This window comes from Rufibacter ruber, assembly GCF_001647275.1.
In the GTDB taxonomy this organism is placed as follows: Bacteria; Bacteroidota; Bacteroidia; order Cytophagales; family Hymenobacteraceae; genus Nibribacter; species Nibribacter ruber_C.
Map to the genome: position 1 here is coordinate 1 of NZ_LRMM01000034.1, position 19,592 is coordinate 19,592.

Consider the following 19,592-nt stretch of genomic DNA (forward strand, 5'->3'; position numbering starts at 1 on the left):
CCCATTTTGTACTTCCTGTTTTCTGGCTGTTTTCAGAAAAACAGCCCAGAAACAGGAAGTACAAAGGTGCCCTTATTTCCTGGTGCCGCCCAGAAGGCTGTTACTGTCCAGCCAGTGGAGGCAGCTGGCAAACCAATCATCTTTGGTCGTCTTGTTGTTCAGCCCGAATCCGTGGCCCCCTCTCTGGTAGAGGTGCAGTTCTGCCGGAATGTTGTGCTGAAGCAGCGCCTGGTAGAATACAAGGCTGTTGTGAACAGGAACCGTTTTATCATCAGAGGCGTGCACTAAAAAAGCAGGCGGGGTCTGGGCGGTGACCTGCCGCTCATTTGAATATTCTCTTAACTTCTCTGCGGTAGGCTTTTTCCCCAGCAGGTTGGAGAAAGACCCTTTGTGGCTCATGGCAGAGTCACCGCTAATCACGGGGTAGAGCAGCAGCATGAAATCTGGCTTCACAGACAGGTTCTGCGGGTTTGCCACCTGTGCCTGCGTGAAATGGGTACCGGCGGTAGACGCCAGGTGCCCCCCCGCCGAAAAGCCCATAATCCCCACCCGCTCCGGGTTTACGCCCCACTCCTTCGCCCGCTGCCGTACCACCAGTAGGGCCCGCTGGGCATCTTGCAGGGGTGCCACCTCTGGTTTAGAGGAAACCGTGGCATCTGGCAGGCGGTACTTCAGCACAAAGGCCGCCACCCCCTGCTCCGCAAACTTCCGGGCCACGTCTGTGCCCTCATGGCTGAAAGCCAGTTTGGCGTACCCGCCGCCCGGGCAGATCACCACCGCCGTGCCATTGGCTTTGCCTTGGGCGGGCAGAAATACCGTCAACGTGGGGGTTCTCACCTTGGTAATGCTCTGGCTTTTGTTGGGCCGCACCTCCAGATGCTCTTCATTTTTACCGGCTACTTCATTGGGGACCGGACCCTCATACAAAGGAAGCTCCATGGGTCTGGTCTGGCTGTACACAGAAGCAGAGGAGAAGGCAAACAGAACTCCCAGCAACAGCCCTGCAAGAATCAGTTTCATAAGTAGGCTTATCAAGTACAGGAGCTGTTTTGGGGCTGTTTTTGTAAAAACAGCCCCAAAACAGCTCCCGCAGGTGTATGTAAAATTGTAACGCTGCTTAACCACCAAATCCTTCATCGGCCGAAGGCCCGTACATGCCCGGCACCGGTACGTCTAGCAGGCGCAGGTACACACTCAACTGGCCGCGGTGGTGAATGAGGTGGTTCATGGCCATGGTTCTGATCACTACCTGCCGGGGCAGGGAAATCAGCACTTTGTCTCCGGCACGCATGGTCCAGGTCTTGGCTATCTCCACAATATTGGTGTCATTCAAGGCCTTGACGGCACTTTGGTAAGAGTCTTCAAACAACTGCATGAGTTCCTGCTGGGTGGAACCGGTAAAAGGGGCTGGCTTCTGTTTGGCAAAGTCCACCTCCTCGGTCTGTAAGGCCAGGGCAATAAAAATGCGGGGCAGCTCCGCCACGTGGGCGGCCAGCTGCCGCAAGGTCATGCTTTGGGGTGAGGCCTCCAGTCAAAGTGCTCTGCCGGTACCCGCTCCATCATCTTTCTGGTATTGGCGGCCTCCTGCTCAAACTGCCTCAGTAGCTTGTGGTTCAATTCCATATTTCTTCTGGTTTCCTGTTAGTTTGTAGCGGTAAGATAAAAAAAAGAACGGGAGCAGGACAACTTCCCGCTCCCGTTTCTCAGGCTTTTGACAAAAAACTAGCGCACCTGGCCCATCCAGCTTCTGATCACGCGGCTGAACAGAATCAGCACCACCCCAATGCCCAACGACCAGAGACCAATCTGGTTCAGAACCTGGGCATAGTACGGCAGGGACAGCACCGGATTATCAACCACCCCTTCTGGCACACTCATCATGGCGCCAATCTTACTGGCCAGGAACTCCCCTACCGCACTGGCAAAAAACCAGATGCCCATCATCATGGCCACAATCCTGGCCGGGGACAGTTTGGTAATCATAGACAGCCCAATGGGCGAAATGCACATCTCGCCGCAGATAATGAAGAAGTAGCCGGCAATAAAGGAGAAAAGCGGAATTATGCCGGTCTCTGCGTGCATTTTTGAGCTGAGGTAGAACACGTAAAACCCCAGCCCCATCAGCACAAACGACAACCCAAATTTGACAGGTGTGTTGGGTTCCATGTTTTTCCGGTTCAGGGCAGGCCACAGCCACGCAAAGAAAAAGCTCAGGATTACCACCCAGGCCGGCGGCAGAAAATTGTTCACGGCCAGCGCCGGAAGCTCCACCCCGCCTACGTGCATGTCTACATTGCGCATGGCAAACAGGTTCAGAGAACCCGCATTCTGCTCATAGAATGCCCAGAACAGCGTAGAGAAGACAATCATCACCAACGCCGCAAACAGCTTGTACCGGGCGCTGGCATCCATCTGAAACGCAATGAACAGAATGTACAGCACACTCAGCGCCCCCAGCCCGAACATGATAAAGTCCATGATCTCATAGCGGTTGAACAAGGCAACAATCACAGGAATGACCAGCAGCGTGGCGGCATAGATCACCACCTCCTTGCTGATACCGGCAAACACAGGCTTCTTCAGATCAGCAGGGTTAGGCGGCAGCCCCTTGTCTTTCAAAGACTTTTTGCCAATGGCAAAGACCACCAGCCCCAGAATCATAAAAATGCCTGCCAGCCCGAAACCGTAGTGCCAGTCAATCTGCTGCCCCACATAGCCGCAGAGTAACCCGCCCATGGCGGCCCCAATGTTAATGCCCATGTAGAAAATGGAGAACGCACTGTCTTTGCGCGGATCATTGTCAGCGTACAGCGTACCCACCAGGCTGGAGATATTGGGTTTAAAAAATCCGTTTCCGCAGATGATGAAGGCCATGCCGTAGAAGAAACTCCAGTCCTGCGGCAAGGCCAGGACCAAGTGCCCTATGGCCATGAGAATACCGCCGTACATCACGGCTTTGCGGCCGCCCAGGAACCGGTCACTCATCATGCCGCCAAACATGGGCATGGTATACACCAGCGCCGCGTAAGAACCTAAGATGGCGTAGCCTTTGGGTTCATCAAACTTGAGTTCAGAAATCATGTAGGCCAGTAGCAGGGCCTTCATGCCATAGAAAGAGAAACGCTCCCACATCTCAGTGAAGAAAAGCATGTAGAGCTGCCTGGGGTGGCCTGTAGAGGCAGGCGCCTCCGGGATCTGGGGTTCAGTTAAATCCATATCAGGTGGTAAACGGAGTTTTGATTCAGTTATTGACCTGACAAGTTACACGTTTGTGACGGGATTTTAGAGTGGCGACAGGATTTCTGTTTTGGAGCTGTTTTGTGAAAAAGAGGCTAGAAACGGAAGAAGGTGGCTGAAAAAAATAATCATCAAGGGAGTTCTGGTCTGTCTGTACTAACCCACCCCTACCCCTCATAAGAGTTTATTTCTTCCGTCTTTGCAGAGAATTCCTCTTCTGGGCGGGGTGGGTTCAATGTGTCTAGCTCTTACTTGGGTTGACAAATGCGTAAGGATAGAAATTGTGATAGTTTTACACCCTGGAGTGGGAATGGAGTAAATCTGTCATTGATTCACCGCCACCCCGGTTTCTTAACTTATTGCCACGCCAGAAGTAAAAGAACCCGTGAACAGGTACATAGACATACTGGGTAGATGGGGGTTAACCCTGCAGATAGTAAAAACTGCCTTGGCGGCATCACTGTCCTGGTGGGTGGCTACGGGTCTGTTGCACTCGCAGTACCCGTACTTTGCAGCGGTGGCGGCCATCATCACGGTGCAGGTAACGGTGGCAGACTCTGTAGACAAGGCCACCCAGCGCATAGTGGGCATTATTGGCGGGGTACTGCTCAGCATGTTGCTGGGGCATTGGTTTCAGGTGGGCGCGGCCTCTATCTTCCTGGTCATTTTCATTGGTATGGCCATTGCCAAAGCCTTAAAGATGAACCAGCAGATCATTTCACAGGTAGCCATCAGCTCATTGCTGGTTCTGGCGTTTGGGCAGACCAACCAGGCCTACGCCTTTGAGAGAATTATTGAAACGGTGTTGGGTTCAGGCATGGCTGTGCTCATAAACGCTTTAATTGTTCCGCAGAATGCGGTACCAGACGTAGAGAAGAGCATCTTACGCTTTACGGAGCTGTCGGCCACCACCCTCACTACCCTTACTGCTCTGCTAGACACTACAGGCCCCCGCTGGAAAACCGGCCGTTCAGAAGTTGATGCCCTCATAAAGGAGGCGGAAGACTGCCGTAAAACCCTGAAGCTGGGAGAGCAGAGCCTCAAGTACAACCCTCTGCTGACCCACCAGCGCGTCCGGCTCAGCCATCTGACCGAGACCATTGTGCAACTGGAGCGCATCACCATCCAGATCAGGGGCATTCGTAGAAGCCTGGTAGATTTGCGGGCAGATCAGGTTTTCCGGCGGGACCAACCCTACGCTCAGCAGCTGCACCTTGCACTTGAAGCCACCGCCCGCTGCATTGCCGCCTACGGCCAGGCCCGCATGCAGCCTTCCCCCGAAAATGAAAAACACCTGGCGGAGGCCATCCTGAAAGCCCAGAAAGAGCAGGATCTCTGCCTGCATACCCTTTCCAGCATCACCTCCCTCTTCACTCTGCGTGACATGGGCAGCATTCTCACCGACTTAGGCCGCATTGTTCTGGAAACACAACAGCAAAACCCGGAACTGCTCCAAGCAGATCCCCATTCACCTATTACCTGAGAATGTAAGGACGGTAAGAATGAGAAAAGCAAATTAGTTAAGCAGCAGATTGAAATTGCCCGAGTTTTAGTTGTTGCACTTTAAACGCTGGCGTAAACGCCTTGCTTACTCCAACTAATTAATCTGCCTTGTACTGTTTCCAACGCTTCAGTTTATACTTGGTAGTGTCAGAAGTAGCAGTTGTGGTAGAGATAAATTTGCCACCGTTAAACCTACTCACTTTGGTAGAATCTGTGACCGTACCAGAGGTAAAATCTTCATTAGGATCAAAATTCTTCGTTCTGGAAACAATCACCAGTTTTCCATTTGGAGCATACTCTGTAATCCAGCTCTCGGTATCAAAAAACCAGCCAGCGTCTCCAAAAGTATCTGCCAGTTCCAGCCCTTTAATTAGTTGATTTCTCTGCTTGTCCCAGAGCAACAAAGCAACCTGGGTATCACTGTACTGGCTGTGCTGTCTAACCACAAGGCCCGTGTACCGGGGGTTGATGTCAAACTTGCCAATTGCGAAGAATCCGCCGTACCCTTTCAAAATACTCTCCAGATAAGGAACCGCCTTTTCATTGAGCAGACCGTGGTATTTCTCCGCATCTATGGCCACTCCTCTGAATTGAGTGGTTTTCACCTTCATGTCGCCAGTGAACTCTGGAGAGTAGGCATGGTAGCCTTTTGGGTTCATAGGTTTGAATAAGGAAAGAAAGGCTTGTGCTTGCGCCTTTTCAGTTTCAGCTACCTGATTTTCAGTACTATCATTTGTAGCAACCGAATCTTTGGGCAGGCTGTCTTCTACAGTGGCCGGAGTGGCTTTGTCAGACTGAGGTTCCTGCTTTGTCTTGCATGAAGCCAGCACAGTAACAATGATGAATAAAAGAATCTTACCTCGCATGTATACTTTTACTCAAATTGTATTCTGCGGTTGTGTTGGAGAGACAACAGTAGCAGCATACATAAGTACCAGGCTAAGTACACAACTCATGTTCCTGATTATGAAACAGGAATAAATTAGCCCTAAAAAATCAGGGAGCCAGATAGTTGCTATTCGCCTCAAGCCATTGGTTTACCAGATTGATATCATCAAATGCCTGCTGCGCTTTTTCATACTGCGCCGCAAAATCCTGCATTCTGTCCAGGGTTACGGTTTCTTTTCTGATGGACCATGATTTCCCGGTTTGCTCCAGCACTAGCATAGGTGGTAGAATAGCCCTTAAGGCATTTACCTGGCTTTCTTGAAAGTTGCCCAGCCTGGCATCTATGTGTCCTCTTGCCAGCTTGTGGTATAGAATAATATTCAAGCGCTTCAAGAGTTTACTGGAAAGTTGTATCCAATCGCTTCCGGCGGGCACCACTTCTGGCTTATTCATCAGTAGTGCAGGCAATTGCTGCAAGGCCCTCTCCCAGTAGCTCACCATAAATTTTTGCACTGCTACATGATTCACCGCTTTGTAACCACGCCTCAACTTTTCAATGGCTATCTCCAGCAAAGTAGCCTTGAACATAAATCTTGGTTCTTCCCGCCCGTTAAACCAATTTCTGATTTGCTCATAAGATAGGGCTTTACCGAAGTCCAGCTGCGTGTTAAGGTATTTTTCAGGCGCAATTAGCAAGGGATAATAGTTATGGCAACACCCCTCCTCCACATATTTTATCCCCCGTTGCTGATATCGCTGTGGCTGCTCTTCCTGAAATCCCGCGTCAATCTTATTTTCAATCAACAGGTATATTTTTTCATTCTCAGACAGGTAAGAAACCAGAATATCTGTTTCTCCCAATCCAAAAGCTGAGACACTTCTCCAAACGCCTTCCAACTTCTGCAGGGCAGGCAGTTCTGTTGTAGAAAGGAACCAATGCAGGAAATCTGAGTTACAGGACAGTTCCACCAATAATAGTAAGTCTATATCCCGTTCCAGAATTGCCTCAACCGGAATAATATCTAAGCTATGCACGAAAGTCTTTGTTACTGAACAATCTTATGTTTGGTGATTATACCATTGCCCCCTAAACCTGTTTCCAGCGTTTTCGGGCTGTTTTCAGCAAAACAGCGAAACGCATTACCGGTGAAGCCCCTCTCCACGGAAAGGTTGGGGTGGGGCTTTAGTTAGAGAGCGGGCTAGGCAGAACTTGCTCTGCCTTCTTCTCCCCCAACACCTGCTTAATCCCCGCCAAACCCTCAGAAATATTCTCCATCTGTGCCAGCACCTGCCCTACCTGGTTGCCGTCACCAAAACCTTTGAGCTTGTTGTTCCGCACAAAGGCAGCTTTGATGTCTTCCCAGCGCTGGTTTTCTTCTGGGGTGGCTGCGCCGATGAGCTGTTTGAACTTGAGCATGTTGGCCTCAGCCCCCGTGGTTAAGGTTTGGGACTCTGACTGGTAGTGCGAGAGAATGAGCGTGTGCAGTTCCTGGTCGTTCATGATGGGCATCACCTTCTCGGCCAGCTTGTTCATGTTGCGGTACGAGCCCTGCAGTTTGAACGGTGGCTCGGTGCGGTACTCGTCGGCTTGGGCGGCGGAGCGGATATATTCCAGGTTCACTTTCAGAATCACGTCGCGGATGGCCAGGAGCTTTTTGAGCACGGCCACGTACTCGCTGATCTCAGCGGCGGTGTGGTTGGCTTCCAGCTCCATGCCCTCTTTGCCGCCCGTTTCGGCCAGTTTTACCAAGGCATACACGTCTTTCTGGCTTTTGGCCGCAAGCTTGGCAAGCACCGCGTTGGAGGTGAGGGAGTTCTCCAGGTAGCTCAGTTTGAAGACGTCTTCGGTGTCACCTATGATGTCGCCCAAGTTGTAGATGTCAGCGCGGTTGGCGAGCATGTCTGGGATGCGGAATTTGTCGCCCGTTTCGGTGTAGGGGTTCCCGGCCATGACCACGCACACTTTTTTACCTCGGAAATCATAGGTGCGGCTGCGGCCTTTGTACACGCCCTCAATCTTGCGTTGGGCATCGCAAAGGGAGATAAACTTCTGCAGGAACTCAGGGTTGCAGTGTTGGATGTCGTCCAGGTAAATCATCACATTGTCGCCCATCTCGAAGGACAGGTTCAGCTTCTCCAGTTCCTCACGGGCGGCAGCGTTGGGCGCCTCGGTGGGGTCCAGCGCCGTGACCTGGTGCCCGATGGCGGGACCGTTGATTTTCATGAAGATGATGCCCAAGCGATTAGCGATGTACTCCATGAGCGTGGTCTTTCCGTAGCCCGGCGGCGACAGCAAGAGCAACATGCCCATTAAATCGGTACGTTTGGTCTCCCCTGCCGTGCCCATCTGTTTAGCCAGGTTCGCGCCGATGAGCGGCAGGTACACCTGGTCAATCAGCTTGTTCCGCACAAAAGAGGACATGACCCGCGGTTTGAATTCCTGTAGGCGCAGCTCCTCTTCAAACTCCACCGTCATTTGGTGCTTGAGTGCGTGGAAGGCTTTGTACTGGCTCACCACGTGGGTTTCATAATGACTAAGTTTCTGCTGGAACTGGTGAAAATGCAAGGGATACTGCTGCTCCTGCAACAGCGGGTGGCTGCCCTGCATGCCTGCCAGCGTTTCGCGCAGGTTGGCGTGCACCAGGTGGGCTGGTTTCAGTTCTTTTAACAGCAACAGCACCGCGGCTTCGGGCACGTATTCTAAATCCTCCGAGCGGCTGGCCTGCGTCAGGAATGCTTTGAGCCAATGCTGCATCAACTCAAACCGCTCTATCTGGCTTTCTTCTAACGCCTTGGCCGAAGATTCAAACAAGCTCCAGGCCTTCTTTTCGGTGAGGTACTGGTGGAAGTTCTGCACCAGTTCCGCCGCCTGCGCGCTGGAAATGAAATGGTCGCCGCGGGTCAGTTCATAGAACAGGTATTCCCCGGCGGCTTCGGCATTGGCCTCGGGTAGCAAACCAGTCTGCTGCTGGAAGGCCTGGAGCTCGCGCTGCAAGTCTGTTTTAATGGCATCAAACTGGTGCGTTTCGGGGAAGACCTGCAAGATGGCGCCCACGCCTTTGAGTTGGTGATGGAACAGCTGTTTTTGACCTTCTTTCGCGAAAACAGCCCAAAAAAGGCGGGCCGCGGCGCGGTCCTCGGCCTTATATCTGAGTAAATCGGCAGTCTTGAAGAGGCGCACCAGGGCGCTCACAATCAGGGCCGCGTCATGGTCGTGCACACCTTTGAGGTAGCCTTCGCTGAAGCGGGTAGCCATGAACTTCTGCACGTACGCGGTCAGTTCCTCGGTGCGGAGCTTGTGCAGTTCATCCAGGGTCAACAGGTGCAGGCTTCCTTCTGAGGCTTCGGCTGTAGAAGGCGTGGTCTTCGCCTGTTGCGCGGCTTGCAGAATCTGGAAGGCCAGGTACTCGGCGCGGTACACTTGATTATTTTCTGAGATGAGCGATTGCTCCCACACGGGGCGGTAACTCACAAAACGCTCATCGGTGATTTTCTCGAAGAAGCTGGTGCCCGTGAGGTGGTAGTACATGGCGTCGTCACGGTGCACAATGCTGAGCTCCAGCGGCTGGGTGTTCACGGTGAAATGGTGCGTGCCGAACTTGAGCACGTTCTGCCCGTCCACGAACAGTTCGCTTTTGTCTTTAAGTTGGCGCACGGCATCTTCGCGCAGCGTTTTCAGGCGACTCTGGATGGCATCGGCTTTCACGGTGTCGCCCATGGCCAGGAGTTCGTCCACAGTGGTGCGCACTTTTTCCAGCATCAAATCTGAGGCGAAGTAGCCGTTGATTTCGGCCACGGTGTCCAGCTTGCTCAGTCGACTTTGTACGGCTTTAAGAATGCGGTCGGCGGCCTGTTGTAGGGTGGTGGCGCGTTTGTTGCGGGCTTCCTGCAGCGCGACTTTCTTGCTCTCAAAGGCAGAGTAAATCTCTTCGCGTTTATCGGCTATTATTTCTAAAAACGCGTCAAACTCTGAGAAGCGGCCTTCCAACTCCTCTAGCTGCACCATGAGCTTGGTGAGGTATTCGTCGCATTTCTGGGGCGTATCGCACACGTCCAGGAAGTTGATGACGCTCTGGCTGATGAGCTTGATTTGGGCGTTGAATTCGGCCTGACCTTCCGAGCTTAACAAGTCCTGCCGCTTGCGCTTGAGGGTAGCCTTGGTTTTGTTGAACGATGCGTAAATGGTGGAAATGGCGTCTACGATGCGCGTAGTTTGGGTGGCGTCTTCAATCTTGAGGTTGCTTACAATCTCAATCAGCATCTCCAGCTCGGCGCTCACGCCCGAAATTTCCTTCTCGGTGGCATCGGCCTCCACTACTTTGGCAATCTGGTCTATGCCCGCCGTGATATGCGCCACGCGCTGTTCGTAGGGAACCAGTGCATCGGGCTTCAGCAAGAAGTCTACCGTTTGGTTCGCCAAGTCCTGGCTGAAGCTCTGCAGTTGCGTCTCGTACTGTTCAATGCGAGCCACATCCGCATAGCGGAGTTCCTTCAACGAAATCACCTCACCCCGCACCGACCGCAAATCGGCCAGCGCTTTCACGAAGTCGTTGATGTGGCCGTTGCTCTGCAATTTTAGGCGCGAAAGCAAGGCATCGGCGGTGCCGAGCACCTGGTCTACCTGCGCCTGCGTACTTTTCCTGATGCTGATGACCTTCTCAAATTCCTCTACCGCCGCGGTGGCCGTCTGGCGGATGGCCGAGAGGGGCTGCGCCAGCTCAAACGTCTCCTTTTTGTCCAGCCAGTGATAGCTATCGAGCAAATCGGTGGTAAGTTTGATGAGGTCCAGGTACAGGTTGTCATAGGAATCCTCCTTGTTGACCAAGGTGAGAATCTCGGTACACTCGGCCATGGCCCGCACAATTTCCTTGTTACCTATTTTGTACAGGAAACTCTCTTTGGTGACGGGAATGGTGTAGTTGGAGCCAATGTACGGCGTCTGCCAAATCTGAAGGGCGTGGTGTTTTTTGGGTTCCTCATCGCCTCTAAAATAACAAAGCTCGCCGTTCTCATAAATGGCATAGCCGTGGCAGATGATGGGGCTCTCAATCTTCTGGGTAATCAGGTTGTAACTGAGCAACAGATACACGCCACTCAGTTTGTTATAGAAGACGTACAGAAAATCTTCGCCGTTGGGCGAGGCAATGCGCTTCTCAAACAGCATGTCTTGCAAGCCGTTGTCAAAACTCTTGAACTCGCCGGTCTGCAGGTAGTAACCGTAGGCGTAGATGATGCCCTGGTCTTCGGGCAGGAACACGCAGCAATCCTGAATGGCGTCTATTCGGCGCGCCTCCTTCAGTTTAGCATTATAAACAATATAGCGGTAGTTGTTCTCGCGGTACGGCCTGATTTTGAGCAAAATCAGATTGCCGATAAAGGCGTAGTACAGCTCCGAGTCGTCCAGCGTCTGGTCTTTGTCCTCTACGGGCTCCGCGTAAATGCCCTGCCCTGTCTCGGTGTTGTCCTCTACCTTGATGGTCAAATCCCCACCAATGGTCTCCACAAACACCTTGTCCTCAATGGAGATGTGCGGGTGCTTGCCTTTGCGGTGCGCCTCGCGGGTGACGCGCTTCCAGGCGAAATCGTGCTGGTTCGGGAAGGTGTACTCGTGGTCGGAGCGGTTGTCCAGGTAGGTCAGTTTGCCTGCCTGCAGCGCCCACTTAAAGGTTTTAATGTCATTCACACCCTTGCCAATGCGGAACACCATGAACAGGTGCACGCCCTGCACCGCGAACTTCACAAACTGCGTGTTCTTGTAGTACTTGTACAGCTTCTGAAACTCATCCTGAAAGGTGGCGTGATTGATGAGTTCCAGCGACTGGTGGTGGAACTGGTGGTTCTCATAGGTGTACACACTGAACACATCGCTCAGCTCTACCTCGGTCTTAAGCCCCAAATGCACGTTGTACCCAAACAACAGCTGCTCCCCAACAGGCACCATGTCATAGGGCACGCAGTTGTGCTCTGTGGTCACCCGCTCCGTGGCCAGCAACTTCGTCTCAATCGCCCCAAAGACTTCTTTCCGCTCGTTATTTAGCTGGTCCAGCAAACCGCGCAGTTCTCCGCCGCTTTTGCTCAGGCGGTTGCGCAGGATTTCGTAAGTACCGCCTTCCAGTTGCACGGGGGCGGTGGTTTCTGGGGGATTGGGAGTTGGGGTGGTTGTATTCATGTTAGTACTGGTTGGGCCTAGAGGGGCTTTTGCGCTTTGGCGGGTGTAAGCGGTGATGTGGTATAGTGGGTGTTTTTGGCTTGTTTTTGGGAAAACAGGCTCAAAACGGGTTTGGTGGAGACGCTCGCAGGTCCTCCGGACGCTACGAGGTCAGGGACTTCTTCTGTTTATTTACCTGTAGCGATTTAAAATTCACTTTTTGCAACACTACCCGGTACTCCCCCTTTGAAGGGGGTAGGGGGATGTTACATCTGTAGGTTACGCATTGCTGCTTCTCTTTTATCCATATAAGCCGTTCCGAAGCCCCAGCTTAAAAGAGAAAATAAAATCATGGTAGATACATAACTGATATTCGCATCCCAATCAGAAATACGAAGTATACAACTTTGGCTGCCATAATACTCCCTATACCCTAATTGCACAAAAAAGAGCAAGGTGGTAAAGAGTGCAATTATGATGAAAAGCAACTTATGCCCTATGCAAGGCTGTAGTGACTGCAACTTCCTCCAGAGGAAAAAATTGAAGACAACTGGGGCAAAAAACATTGGCAAAGGAGATAAAAACAGCATCAACAGAAAGGTAATCCCGTATCCTTTTATTCCGTAATTGGCGAGTACTCTTAGCCTCTCATGCATTTCCTTCTGTTTCTAAATGCGTGGACACTCCTGTGTAAACATCCCCCTACCCCCTTCAAAGGGGGAGTATCGGGAAGGCGTACTTTTTCATCAGCTTTTAGTCGGCTTTCGATCTGGACAATTCTTCAAGTGACCACGGCTTGCCCCTACACCGTTATCCGCTTGCGCAGCTCTGCCAACTCCTGTTTCAGTTCCTCTACTTTGTTGGCTTCAGACTGCATTTCGCGTTTCAGTTTCACTTCGCGCTCGCGGGCAGCGGCTTTGTGGTCTTTCAGTTCCTGGTCAATCTCTTCATAAGCCCTAATCTTCTCCTGGGTCACGCTGTTGCTGTTTTTGTACATGAACGCGAACACGGCGGCCAATGCCCCCAAACCCAAGATAATGGCAATGCTTACCACCACATACAGCTGCTTGTCCATGTCCAGCCCCAGCACCGAAAGGTGGGAAATGTCATGGTCAATCTGCCGGAGCTGCTGCTCTTTGCGGGCGTTGTCCTGCTGTAGGGCCTGCGCTCGGGCTTTTTGGGCGGCCAATTCCTGCTGTGTTTTCTCCAGCTTGATGGCGGTTTCCTTGCCGGCGTTTTTAATGCTGACCTCCCGGGCCTTCAGGGTATCCTGCACGCTTTTGAGCAAAGCCTCCAGTCCGCTTTCCCGAACCACTCTATAGTCATGCCCAAACTCTTTGTACGGCGAGGACCTGTACTTCAAGGAGTTGAACTGCTGGGCAATGGTATAGGCTGTTTTTGGTTTGGGTGCGGCGGCGGTTTGCGTTTGGGCCATGCCTGAAGACATGACAACAGCACTGAAAATCAAAGAGAGGGATAAGGCTTTCATTCGCGAATAAGTAAGAGTCAATAATGTTACCTGTGAAAATAAAATTACTGATTTCCGCCGAAGGGCGAAAGACAAAACCTTCTCTTTTGAGGGAATTCCCTCATTTTTCAGCGGCAGTACCATTTCAACTTGTTTCCCTGCTGTTTTTGCTGTTTTCCTGAAAACAGGCCAAAAACACCAGATATCTGAAGATTATGTTCAGCTTGTAGAAACCCATCCCTACCCCTCCTAGGAGGAGACTTCCTCTGCATGGCAGTTAATTTTTGTTTCGGCAAGCTTTACTACTTTCCCTACTTCCATCCGTTCTGTTCCTTCGCCTCACTGGAATTCTGCCCGTCCTCTCTGCCCCTTCGCTCTTCCCGCTCTCTTCCCGCTCTTCCGGAGTTCTACTCCGGAAGCAATCTGCCGGGGAGTTCTACTCCCCTTCTTTTGCCCGTGGTTCCCGGCGGAGTAGAACTCCGCAGCAGGTAGGTTCGGGAGTAGAACTCCCGAACAGCTTGTCAGATTGTTTGTGTCAGCTTGTGGAAAGCTCCCGAACAGTTTGTCAATTCGTCAGCATGTACAGCGGGTAACTTCTAAACTGCGCTTCTGCTTATTTCCTGTTATCTCATTTTATATTGTCATTCTGAAAGAACCTTGGGCGAACTGGAAAAGCGTTCTAGTAAATGCTATTACCGTTCGCCCACAAGATCCTTTCAGGATGACAAAGAGAGGGATGACGCGGGATTAATAGGAACTCCTGTTTCTGGCCTCTTTTCCCCCAAACAGCTCCAAAACGCTTTCCTGCTTCCTCTCCCCTAAACGGAAGAGAGGAAACTTTATGGAAATTAATTCAGCGTATACACTGGCTTATCTCCCAGCCCCAGGGCGGTAGCCGTGGAGGTCAGTTCTTTTAAGGTGTTGGCGGTGGCGTCATCCAGGGTTTTCTGCTGCATCATTTTCAGGAGCAGCGCTGAAACGCTCAAGTTTCGTACGTCCTCGGTGTCCATGCCGAATTGGGTGATGAAGCGCTGCAGGTTGGCTTTGAAGTCAATGTGACCGTTGCTGTCTTTCTGGAAGAAAGCCTCCTTTACGGTGCCCAGTACTTCGCTGTTAGTGACCAGACGGTCTACCTGTTTGCCTTTGGTGATGGAGCCTACAATCTGGTCAAAGAACATGGTCTCGCCGCCCACAATGTCAATCTTGGCCGCTTTCAGGGCCTCGGCAATCACGCTGGCCTGTGACGCGGCAATCTCTTTCTGGATGTCAATGTGGGCCAGTTCAATGGCTTTGTCTTTCTCCAGACGAAGCTTGAACTCTTCGTGCTCTTTGCCCACGCCGTCCAGTTTCTTCATGGCATCGGCTTTCTCTTCAATGCCTTTGGCTTCCACGGCAAACTTCTCCCCGCTCACGCGGGCTTCGGCTAAACCGCGTTTCTCTTCGGCGGCAGCCAGGTTGGCAATGATAGACGCATCTGCCAAGCCTTTCTCCTGGGTCACTTTGGCGGCGACTAAACCAATTTTCTCGTCGGCTTCGGCCTGGGCTTCTGCTTGGGCGCGGATGGCTTTGGCGGTGGCCAGGGCTTGGCGCTCGGTTACCACTGCTTCAGCTTCGCCTTCTTTCTGGCGGGCGGCGGCTTTGGCTTCCATCACCTGTGCTTCAGACAAACCGACAGCGGCAGCCTGGGTGGCTTCGGCTTCAGCCATTACTTTGATGGCTTGGGCACGGTTCGCGGCGGAGGTTTTCTCGGCCTCGGCGTCAATCAGTAACTGCTCGGCTCTGAACTCGGCGGCCTGACGGGCGGCCTCAGCGCCTTTAATTTCTTTCACCAATGCTTCCTGCGCCTCCATTTCGGCGGTGGTGATGGCCACAGATTTCAGACGCTCGGCCTCGGCGAAGGCTTTGGTGTCTTTGATTTTCTCTTCCTCTTCCACCACGGCTTTCTCCACCACCACGCGCTCTTTGATGATGGCCTGAATGTTCTTGCGCTCTTCTTCAATGGCCTTCTCTTTCTCAATCTGCGCCAATGCCACAATGCGCTCTTTCTCGTTGGCTTCCAACAGGCGGGCCTGCTCTACACGCTCGGTCTCCACGGCATCGGTGCGCTGTTTGCTGCGTTCAGCTACCAACACCTGGCGGGCCAGGTTCTGCTCGGCAATTTGTACCTCTTCATCGGTGGCCAGGCGAGCGCGTTCGGCAATCATGCGTTGCTCCTGGCGTACTTTCTCAATCTCAGCGGCTTCTCTGGACTTGATGGTGGCAATTTCGCGGCGTTGCTTTTCCTCATTCTCAGCTAATTGTTTCTCCAGCTCCAGAATAGTCTCCTGCGCCTCTACGTTCTGTTTCTTGATGGTTTTCTCACGCTCGCGCTCAATGAGGTTGGCCTGTACCTTCTGTTTGGCGGTAAGGTCTATGATTTTCTTGATACCCTCGGCGTCCAGGATGTTGTTCTCGTTCAGGCTGCTGAGTGGGGTTTGCTCCAGGTAGTCAATAGCGCAGTCGTCCAGCACGTAGCCGTTCAAATCCGTACCAATGGTCTGTAGAATCTGGCGTTTGAACTCGTCGCGGCTCTGGTAGAGCTCCACAAAGTCAAAGTGCTTGCCCACGGTTTTGAGGGCCTCAGAGAACTTGGCGTCAAAGAGGCTTTCCAGGGCCATAGGGTCAGAGGCGCGCTTACAGCCAATGCTCTGGGCCACCTGCACCACATCTTCAGCGGTCTTGTTTACGCGCACAAAGAAGTTCACCTTGATATCGGCGCGCAGGTTGTCTTTGCAAATCAGGCCTTCGGTGCCGGTGCGGGAGATGACAATGGTTTTGAGGGTGATGTCCATCATTTCCAGCTTGTGGATAATGGGCACCACAAAGATGCCGGAGAACGAGACTTTGGTATCGCCCATGCCGGTGCGCACCATGGCTTCGCCCTGAATGGCCTTGCGGTACATCTTGATGATGACAATGAAGATACCGAACACCACCACCGCCAACATCACGGTTGTGGCTAGAGTAAGAGATTCAAACATAAAACTGGAGGGTTAAAGAGATTCGTATGGTTCTATTAAATACAATTGGTTTTCTGGGAGGTAATCAATCACCAGCGCGGTTTCGCCTTTTTTCACAAGGTGGCCTTGCGTGGTTTTCACGTTGAGCAAAAGCGGCGAGCCGTTGGTCTGCACGGCGGCCTGCCCAATCTGGGTGGCGTTGGCGGGCAGCATGATGGTGCACACCTGGCCAATGACGGTGGTTTTTGGCGCCTGCTCTTTTTCCATGGCGGCAAACAGTTTCACAAACGGCCAGGTGAGCAGCTTGGCTACAAAAAGGCAGACAAGGGCAATAGGCAGCAGAAACGTGTAGCCCAGCCAGCTGTCATGGGTGCCCAGCAGCTCATTCACGCCCAGACTCAGAAACCAGAACGGCAGCGCGAAGAACGACAGGAAGAACATGAGCGGGATGCGGCCCAGGTTGAAAAACGCCAGTGCCGAGTTGAGCCACGCCACTGCGCCAATGCCTTCTCCGTCAATGTCTGTTTCAACCTCCACGTCCAGGGAACTCATGTCCAGCAGCCCCACAATCACAATGACCCAGTAAAGCATCACAAAAATGAGCAAACCGGTGGCCAGCACGTTGGCGGGCGCAAAAGAGGCTTGTACAAGTTCTACCATACACCGTTGTATTTCACTTTCTAAATCTACAAATTCCCAGGCACTTCCTAGGGCTTTCCTGATTTTTTTGGACAATTTCAGGCTCGGCCGGCGGTGTTCCTGTTATGGAAGCAGCTTGGCCGGAAGCAGCTCCAGCAGTACCGTCTGCCACACCTCTGCACTGGCGGCGGCCACCGTTGCCTTGGCTTCCGTAAAATCTGGCCACACCGCCACCGGCTGCTGGTATCCCCCACTCCCCGCTGTCACTACCCAAATACCAACCGCCGCGAAAAACATAAATCCAATCTTTCCCATCTTGTTAAAGGAGTTCTGAGTCTTGAGTCCTGAGTTCTGAGTCAATGCAAGCGTGTGTTTTGGGGCTGTTTTTGAAAAAGTAGCCCTAAAACAGGTGGTGGTTCTGTGGTTTGTCCGTTCGCTTTCAAGAGGAAAGTAAGCCCTTCCGGATTTGCAATCCGGAAGGGCAGGGGGCCATCGCTCTTCAGTCGGGGATTAGAAATCCCGAACAGCAGTATTGAAAGTCCTCTGTCGAGGATTTATCAATCTCCAGGCCTGCGCTTTTGCTACTGGCTAGCAACGGGGATTACAACTCCCCGACAGAAGGGTTCGGGACTATAATTCCCGGAGAGCAAACCGTAGAAGACAAATTCGCCTGCCCCCTCTGCTCGCCTCCGGCGGACGTTTCCGTTTTCGGCCTGTTTTTCAGAAAACAGCGAAAAACGCATTAGCCTGCCTGCTCAGGCGAAGCGGGAGTTCCTGGAGCGGCAGCTGCGTCTGCGGCTCCCGCGTTGATGCCCAGCTTTGCCTTGAGCGCCTCTACTTCTTTGGCTGATTTTTGGGCCGTGCTGGTTTCAAGGGCCTTGTCAATCTCCTGGTCTAGGGTGCGGCTTTCGTTGGCTATCTCGCCGTAAGATTCGGCCAGAGCTTCCTCAACGGCCACTTTTTCTTTCATGCGCTCCAGCAGGGCCACCGTGCCCGAGGAGTCAATCTGCGCCAGCTGCTTGTTGATGGTTTTGGTGGCGTTGCTCACCGTGACCCGTGATTTGAGCACCCGCAGCTCGTTCTCCCATTTGCTGATGGTGGACTTGAGCGTCTTGATGTTGCCTTCCATCTGCGCCACAGATTTCTCAAACTTGAGCTGGTCTTCCTGCGCACTGGCAGAAAGGGCCATGTTCTCCTCTTTCTTCACCAGCGCCTCGCCGGCCAGTCTATCGGCCTCCGTTGAAGCCAGTTCACCGCGGTGGGCGCGCTGCAGGAGCTGCACCGCCTTGTTCTCATAGTCCTGCGACTTGGCTTTGTAGTTCTCCACATCGTTGCGGGACCTGATGGCCATGGCTTTAACCTCGGCCAGCGCGCGCAGGCTCTTGTCCAGGTCTTCTTTCATGTCCCTGATGCCCTGCTCGGTCATCTTGATGGGGCTCTCCAGCTGGTCTACCGCCGAGTGGGCTTCGGCCTGGCCGATTTTAAAAATGCGTTTTAAGATATTCATAGTTCTGAAGCTTTAGTTTTTTGAGAAGGTGATGAGTTGGTCTGAGTATTCGCTCAGCAAAAGCGCGAGGGAGTTGAGGCTCGCCTCAAGCTCATGGAGGTCCAGTTTGGCCATCTGCAGCGTATCTCTAAAGATGAGCCGGCGGCCAGATTCATCCAGCACAAAGGCGCCGTGAATGATATCGCGGTTTTTCTGGAGCAGGCTCTGGCAGATCTCCACCGTGACCTTGGGCAGTTCCAGCAGGTACTGCTCCATGATCAGGAGCGGGTCTGTGCAGCCAATCACCAGATTCTTAATGCCCAGGCTTTCCTTCTCCACCACCAACACGCGGTCGCGCGGGTCTTCTAAGGTGATGGTGAAATCCAGTTCCAGCAAAAACTCTTTCACTTTGTGGAAGTAGTGGTTTCCCATAGTTTATTGAATAAGCAGCTACAAGCTATGAATTTCAGATCTCTGTTTTATGGGCGGCCTCTTTCTTTTGGGCATAGATTTTTTTCAACAGCGAATACACCAGCACATACACCAGGGCCCATGCCCCCACATCTGCCAGAAATTTGTACGTGAACACACCTTCTTCAAAAGGGCTGTACTCAAACCCGGCCAGGTATTGGAGCAGCTTCACCACCACATAGGTGACAGCGAGTGCTATAAAACGGTGTGCGGTGTTACTTTTCATGTTTTTTTTATATAAGCGGCCTGGCAAGCCAAGTGTGTCTTGTTGTTTCTGAACAGCGTGTACTTAATGTGTGTCTTCTAAAGGTTGCTGCTGCTCCAGCTTCTTAAGATAACGGCTTTGCGCCCAAAGATCAAACCCTAAGGCGATCAACAGCAGATGGTTCGCAAATGGCCAATGCATTAAATGCAGCACGGCTACACCCAGTATTAAAAGGGCGGCCATACGCTGAACCCCCATTTTGTTGCTCGCCACTACCGTCTGCGGCAGCTGCTTTTCCAGTTGTCTGGCGTGCCACAGCATCAGCAGCCTGCCTGTTACATAAGCTCCTCCCAGCAGAACAGATGAAGAGGCCACATGCAAAAGGTTCAACACAACGGCCACTATCAGGGCAAAGGCTGCCAAAGCGTAGTAAAGGTTCTTATTTTTCATGGTGCTATGGAGTTGTTTCTAAAACTTTTCCTGTCCGTCCCTTCGGCCGGGGCAAGGGTATTCTTTTTAAAAGCATTTACAAATAACCGCTGCTCATA

At 52.3% G+C, this 19,592-nt stretch carries 16 protein-coding genes; 1 reads left to right on the plus strand and 15 read right to left on the minus strand.

Going from position 1 to position 19,592, the window contains the following annotated elements; translation table 11 throughout:
- Positions 1 to 72: 72 nt before the first annotated feature.
- The 3 genes from A8O25_RS13460 to A8O25_RS13470 all read right to left on the minus strand — a co-directional run bounded on the left by A8O25_RS13460 (position 73) and on the right by A8O25_RS13470 (position 3,216).
- Positions 73 to 1,020 carry an alpha/beta hydrolase gene (locus A8O25_RS13460; protein WP_066835720.1) on the minus strand — a complete coding sequence of 316 codons (948 nt, stop codon included), beginning with the start codon at positions 1,018 to 1,020 and terminating at the stop codon, positions 73 to 75.
- Between the two features lie 97 nt (positions 1,021 to 1,117).
- Positions 1,118 to 1,510, minus strand: a complete 393-nt coding sequence (locus tag A8O25_RS13465; RefSeq protein WP_082893634.1) for a DinB family protein — start codon at positions 1,508 to 1,510, stop codon at positions 1,118 to 1,120.
- Between the two features lie 212 nt (positions 1,511 to 1,722).
- Positions 1,723 to 3,216 carry a peptide MFS transporter gene (locus A8O25_RS13470; protein ID WP_066835722.1) on the minus strand — a complete coding sequence of 498 codons (1,494 nt, stop codon included), beginning with the start codon at positions 3,214 to 3,216 and terminating at the stop codon, positions 1,723 to 1,725.
- A gap of 406 nt (positions 3,217 to 3,622) precedes the next feature.
- Here A8O25_RS13470 and A8O25_RS13475 point away from each other — a divergent pair, with 406 nt between their 5' ends.
- The gene (locus tag A8O25_RS13475; RefSeq protein WP_066835724.1) at positions 3,623 to 4,720 is read left to right on the plus strand and encodes an FUSC family protein; all 1,098 of its coding nucleotides are present in this window, start codon (positions 3,623 to 3,625) and stop codon (positions 4,718 to 4,720) included.
- A 118-nt stretch (positions 4,721 to 4,838) separates the two neighbouring features.
- Here A8O25_RS13475 and A8O25_RS13480 read toward each other — a convergent pair whose 3' ends face one another.
- The 12 genes from A8O25_RS13480 to A8O25_RS13530 form a co-directional block, all read right to left on the minus strand.
- Entirely contained in the window at positions 4,839 to 5,399 is a 561-nt protein-coding gene (locus A8O25_RS13480) for a hypothetical protein (RefSeq protein WP_153042744.1), read from the minus strand.
- A 337-nt stretch (positions 5,400 to 5,736) separates the two neighbouring features.
- Positions 5,737 to 6,663 carry a PD-(D/E)XK nuclease family protein gene (locus tag A8O25_RS13485; protein WP_066835728.1) on the minus strand — a complete coding sequence of 309 codons (927 nt, stop codon included), beginning with the start codon at positions 6,661 to 6,663 and terminating at the stop codon, positions 5,737 to 5,739.
- A 148-nt stretch (positions 6,664 to 6,811) separates the two neighbouring features.
- Positions 6,812 to 11,797 carry a DNA repair ATPase gene (locus A8O25_RS13490; protein WP_066835730.1) on the minus strand — a complete coding sequence of 1,662 codons (4,986 nt, stop codon included), beginning with the start codon at positions 11,795 to 11,797 and terminating at the stop codon, positions 6,812 to 6,814.
- 245 nt (positions 11,798 to 12,042) lie between these two features.
- The gene (locus tag A8O25_RS13495) at positions 12,043 to 12,432 is read right to left on the minus strand and encodes a hypothetical protein (RefSeq protein ID WP_066835732.1); all 390 of its coding nucleotides are present in this window, start codon (positions 12,430 to 12,432) and stop codon (positions 12,043 to 12,045) included.
- A 146-nt stretch (positions 12,433 to 12,578) separates the two neighbouring features.
- Complete coding sequence (locus A8O25_RS13500; protein ID WP_153042745.1) at positions 12,579 to 13,265, minus strand: hypothetical protein; 687 nt, start codon at positions 13,263 to 13,265, stop codon at positions 12,579 to 12,581.
- Positions 13,266 to 14,092: 827 nt separating this feature from the next.
- Positions 14,093 to 16,264 carry a flotillin family protein gene (locus A8O25_RS13505; RefSeq protein ID WP_066835737.1) on the minus strand — a complete coding sequence of 724 codons (2,172 nt, stop codon included), beginning with the start codon at positions 16,262 to 16,264 and terminating at the stop codon, positions 14,093 to 14,095.
- 12 nt (positions 16,265 to 16,276) lie between these two features.
- Complete coding sequence (locus A8O25_RS13510) at positions 16,277 to 16,903, minus strand: DUF1449 family protein (RefSeq protein ID WP_066835743.1); 627 nt, start codon at positions 16,901 to 16,903, stop codon at positions 16,277 to 16,279.
- Positions 16,904 to 17,005: 102 nt separating this feature from the next.
- Positions 17,006 to 17,197 (minus strand): hypothetical protein, encoded by a 192-nt coding sequence (locus tag A8O25_RS22985; protein WP_153042746.1) that lies wholly within the window; start codon positions 17,195 to 17,197, stop codon positions 17,006 to 17,008.
- Positions 17,198 to 17,624: 427 nt separating this feature from the next.
- Positions 17,625 to 18,389, minus strand: a complete 765-nt coding sequence (locus tag A8O25_RS13515; RefSeq protein ID WP_066835745.1) for a PspA/IM30 family protein — start codon at positions 18,387 to 18,389, stop codon at positions 17,625 to 17,627.
- A gap of 12 nt (positions 18,390 to 18,401) precedes the next feature.
- A complete protein-coding gene (locus A8O25_RS13520; RefSeq protein ID WP_066835747.1) occupies positions 18,402 to 18,800 on the minus strand; it encodes a YbjN domain-containing protein in 399 nt (132 codons plus the stop codon).
- A gap of 34 nt (positions 18,801 to 18,834) precedes the next feature.
- Positions 18,835 to 19,065 (minus strand): hypothetical protein, encoded by a 231-nt coding sequence (locus A8O25_RS13525; protein WP_066835749.1) that lies wholly within the window; start codon positions 19,063 to 19,065, stop codon positions 18,835 to 18,837.
- A 63-nt stretch (positions 19,066 to 19,128) separates the two neighbouring features.
- Complete coding sequence (locus A8O25_RS13530) at positions 19,129 to 19,494, minus strand: hypothetical protein (RefSeq protein ID WP_066835751.1); 366 nt, start codon at positions 19,492 to 19,494, stop codon at positions 19,129 to 19,131.
- Between the last annotated feature and the right edge of the window lie 98 nt (positions 19,495 to 19,592).

Coding starts and splice junctions, on each gene's coding strand:
- A8O25_RS13530 (WP_066835751.1), bottom strand. CDS start 19,494: ATGAAAAATAAGAACCTTTACTACGCTTTGGCAGCCTTTGCCCTGATA.
- A8O25_RS13515 (WP_066835745.1), bottom strand. CDS start 18,389: ATGAATATCTTAAAACGCATTTTTAAAATCGGCCAGGCCGAAGCCCAC.
- A8O25_RS13460 (WP_066835720.1), bottom strand. CDS start 1,020: ATGAAACTGATTCTTGCAGGGCTGTTGCTGGGAGTTCTGTTTGCCTTC.
- A8O25_RS13465 (WP_082893634.1), bottom strand. CDS start 1,510: ATGACCTTGCGGCAGCTGGCCGCCCACGTGGCGGAGCTGCCCCGCATT.
- A8O25_RS13495 (WP_066835732.1), bottom strand. CDS start 12,432: ATGCATGAGAGGCTAAGAGTACTCGCCAATTACGGAATAAAAGGATAC.
- A8O25_RS13470 (WP_066835722.1), bottom strand. CDS start 3,216: ATGGATTTAACTGAACCCCAGATCCCGGAGGCGCCTGCCTCTACAGGC.
- A8O25_RS13505 (WP_066835737.1), bottom strand. CDS start 16,264: ATGTTTGAATCTCTTACTCTAGCCACAACCGTGATGTTGGCGGTGGTG.
- A8O25_RS13490 (WP_066835730.1), bottom strand. CDS start 11,797: ATGAATACAACCACCCCAACTCCCAATCCCCCAGAAACCACCGCCCCC.
- A8O25_RS13525 (WP_066835749.1), bottom strand. CDS start 19,065: ATGAAAAGTAACACCGCACACCGTTTTATAGCACTCGCTGTCACCTAT.
- A8O25_RS13510 (WP_066835743.1), bottom strand. CDS start 16,903: ATGGTAGAACTTGTACAAGCCTCTTTTGCGCCCGCCAACGTGCTGGCC.
- A8O25_RS13500 (WP_153042745.1), bottom strand. CDS start 13,265: ATGAAAGCCTTATCCCTCTCTTTGATTTTCAGTGCTGTTGTCATGTCT.
- A8O25_RS22985 (WP_153042746.1), bottom strand. CDS start 17,197: ATGGGAAAGATTGGATTTATGTTTTTCGCGGCGGTTGGTATTTGGGTA.
- A8O25_RS13520 (WP_066835747.1), bottom strand. CDS start 18,800: ATGGGAAACCACTACTTCCACAAAGTGAAAGAGTTTTTGCTGGAACTG.
- A8O25_RS13480 (WP_153042744.1), bottom strand. CDS start 5,399: ATGAACCCAAAAGGCTACCATGCCTACTCTCCAGAGTTCACTGGCGAC.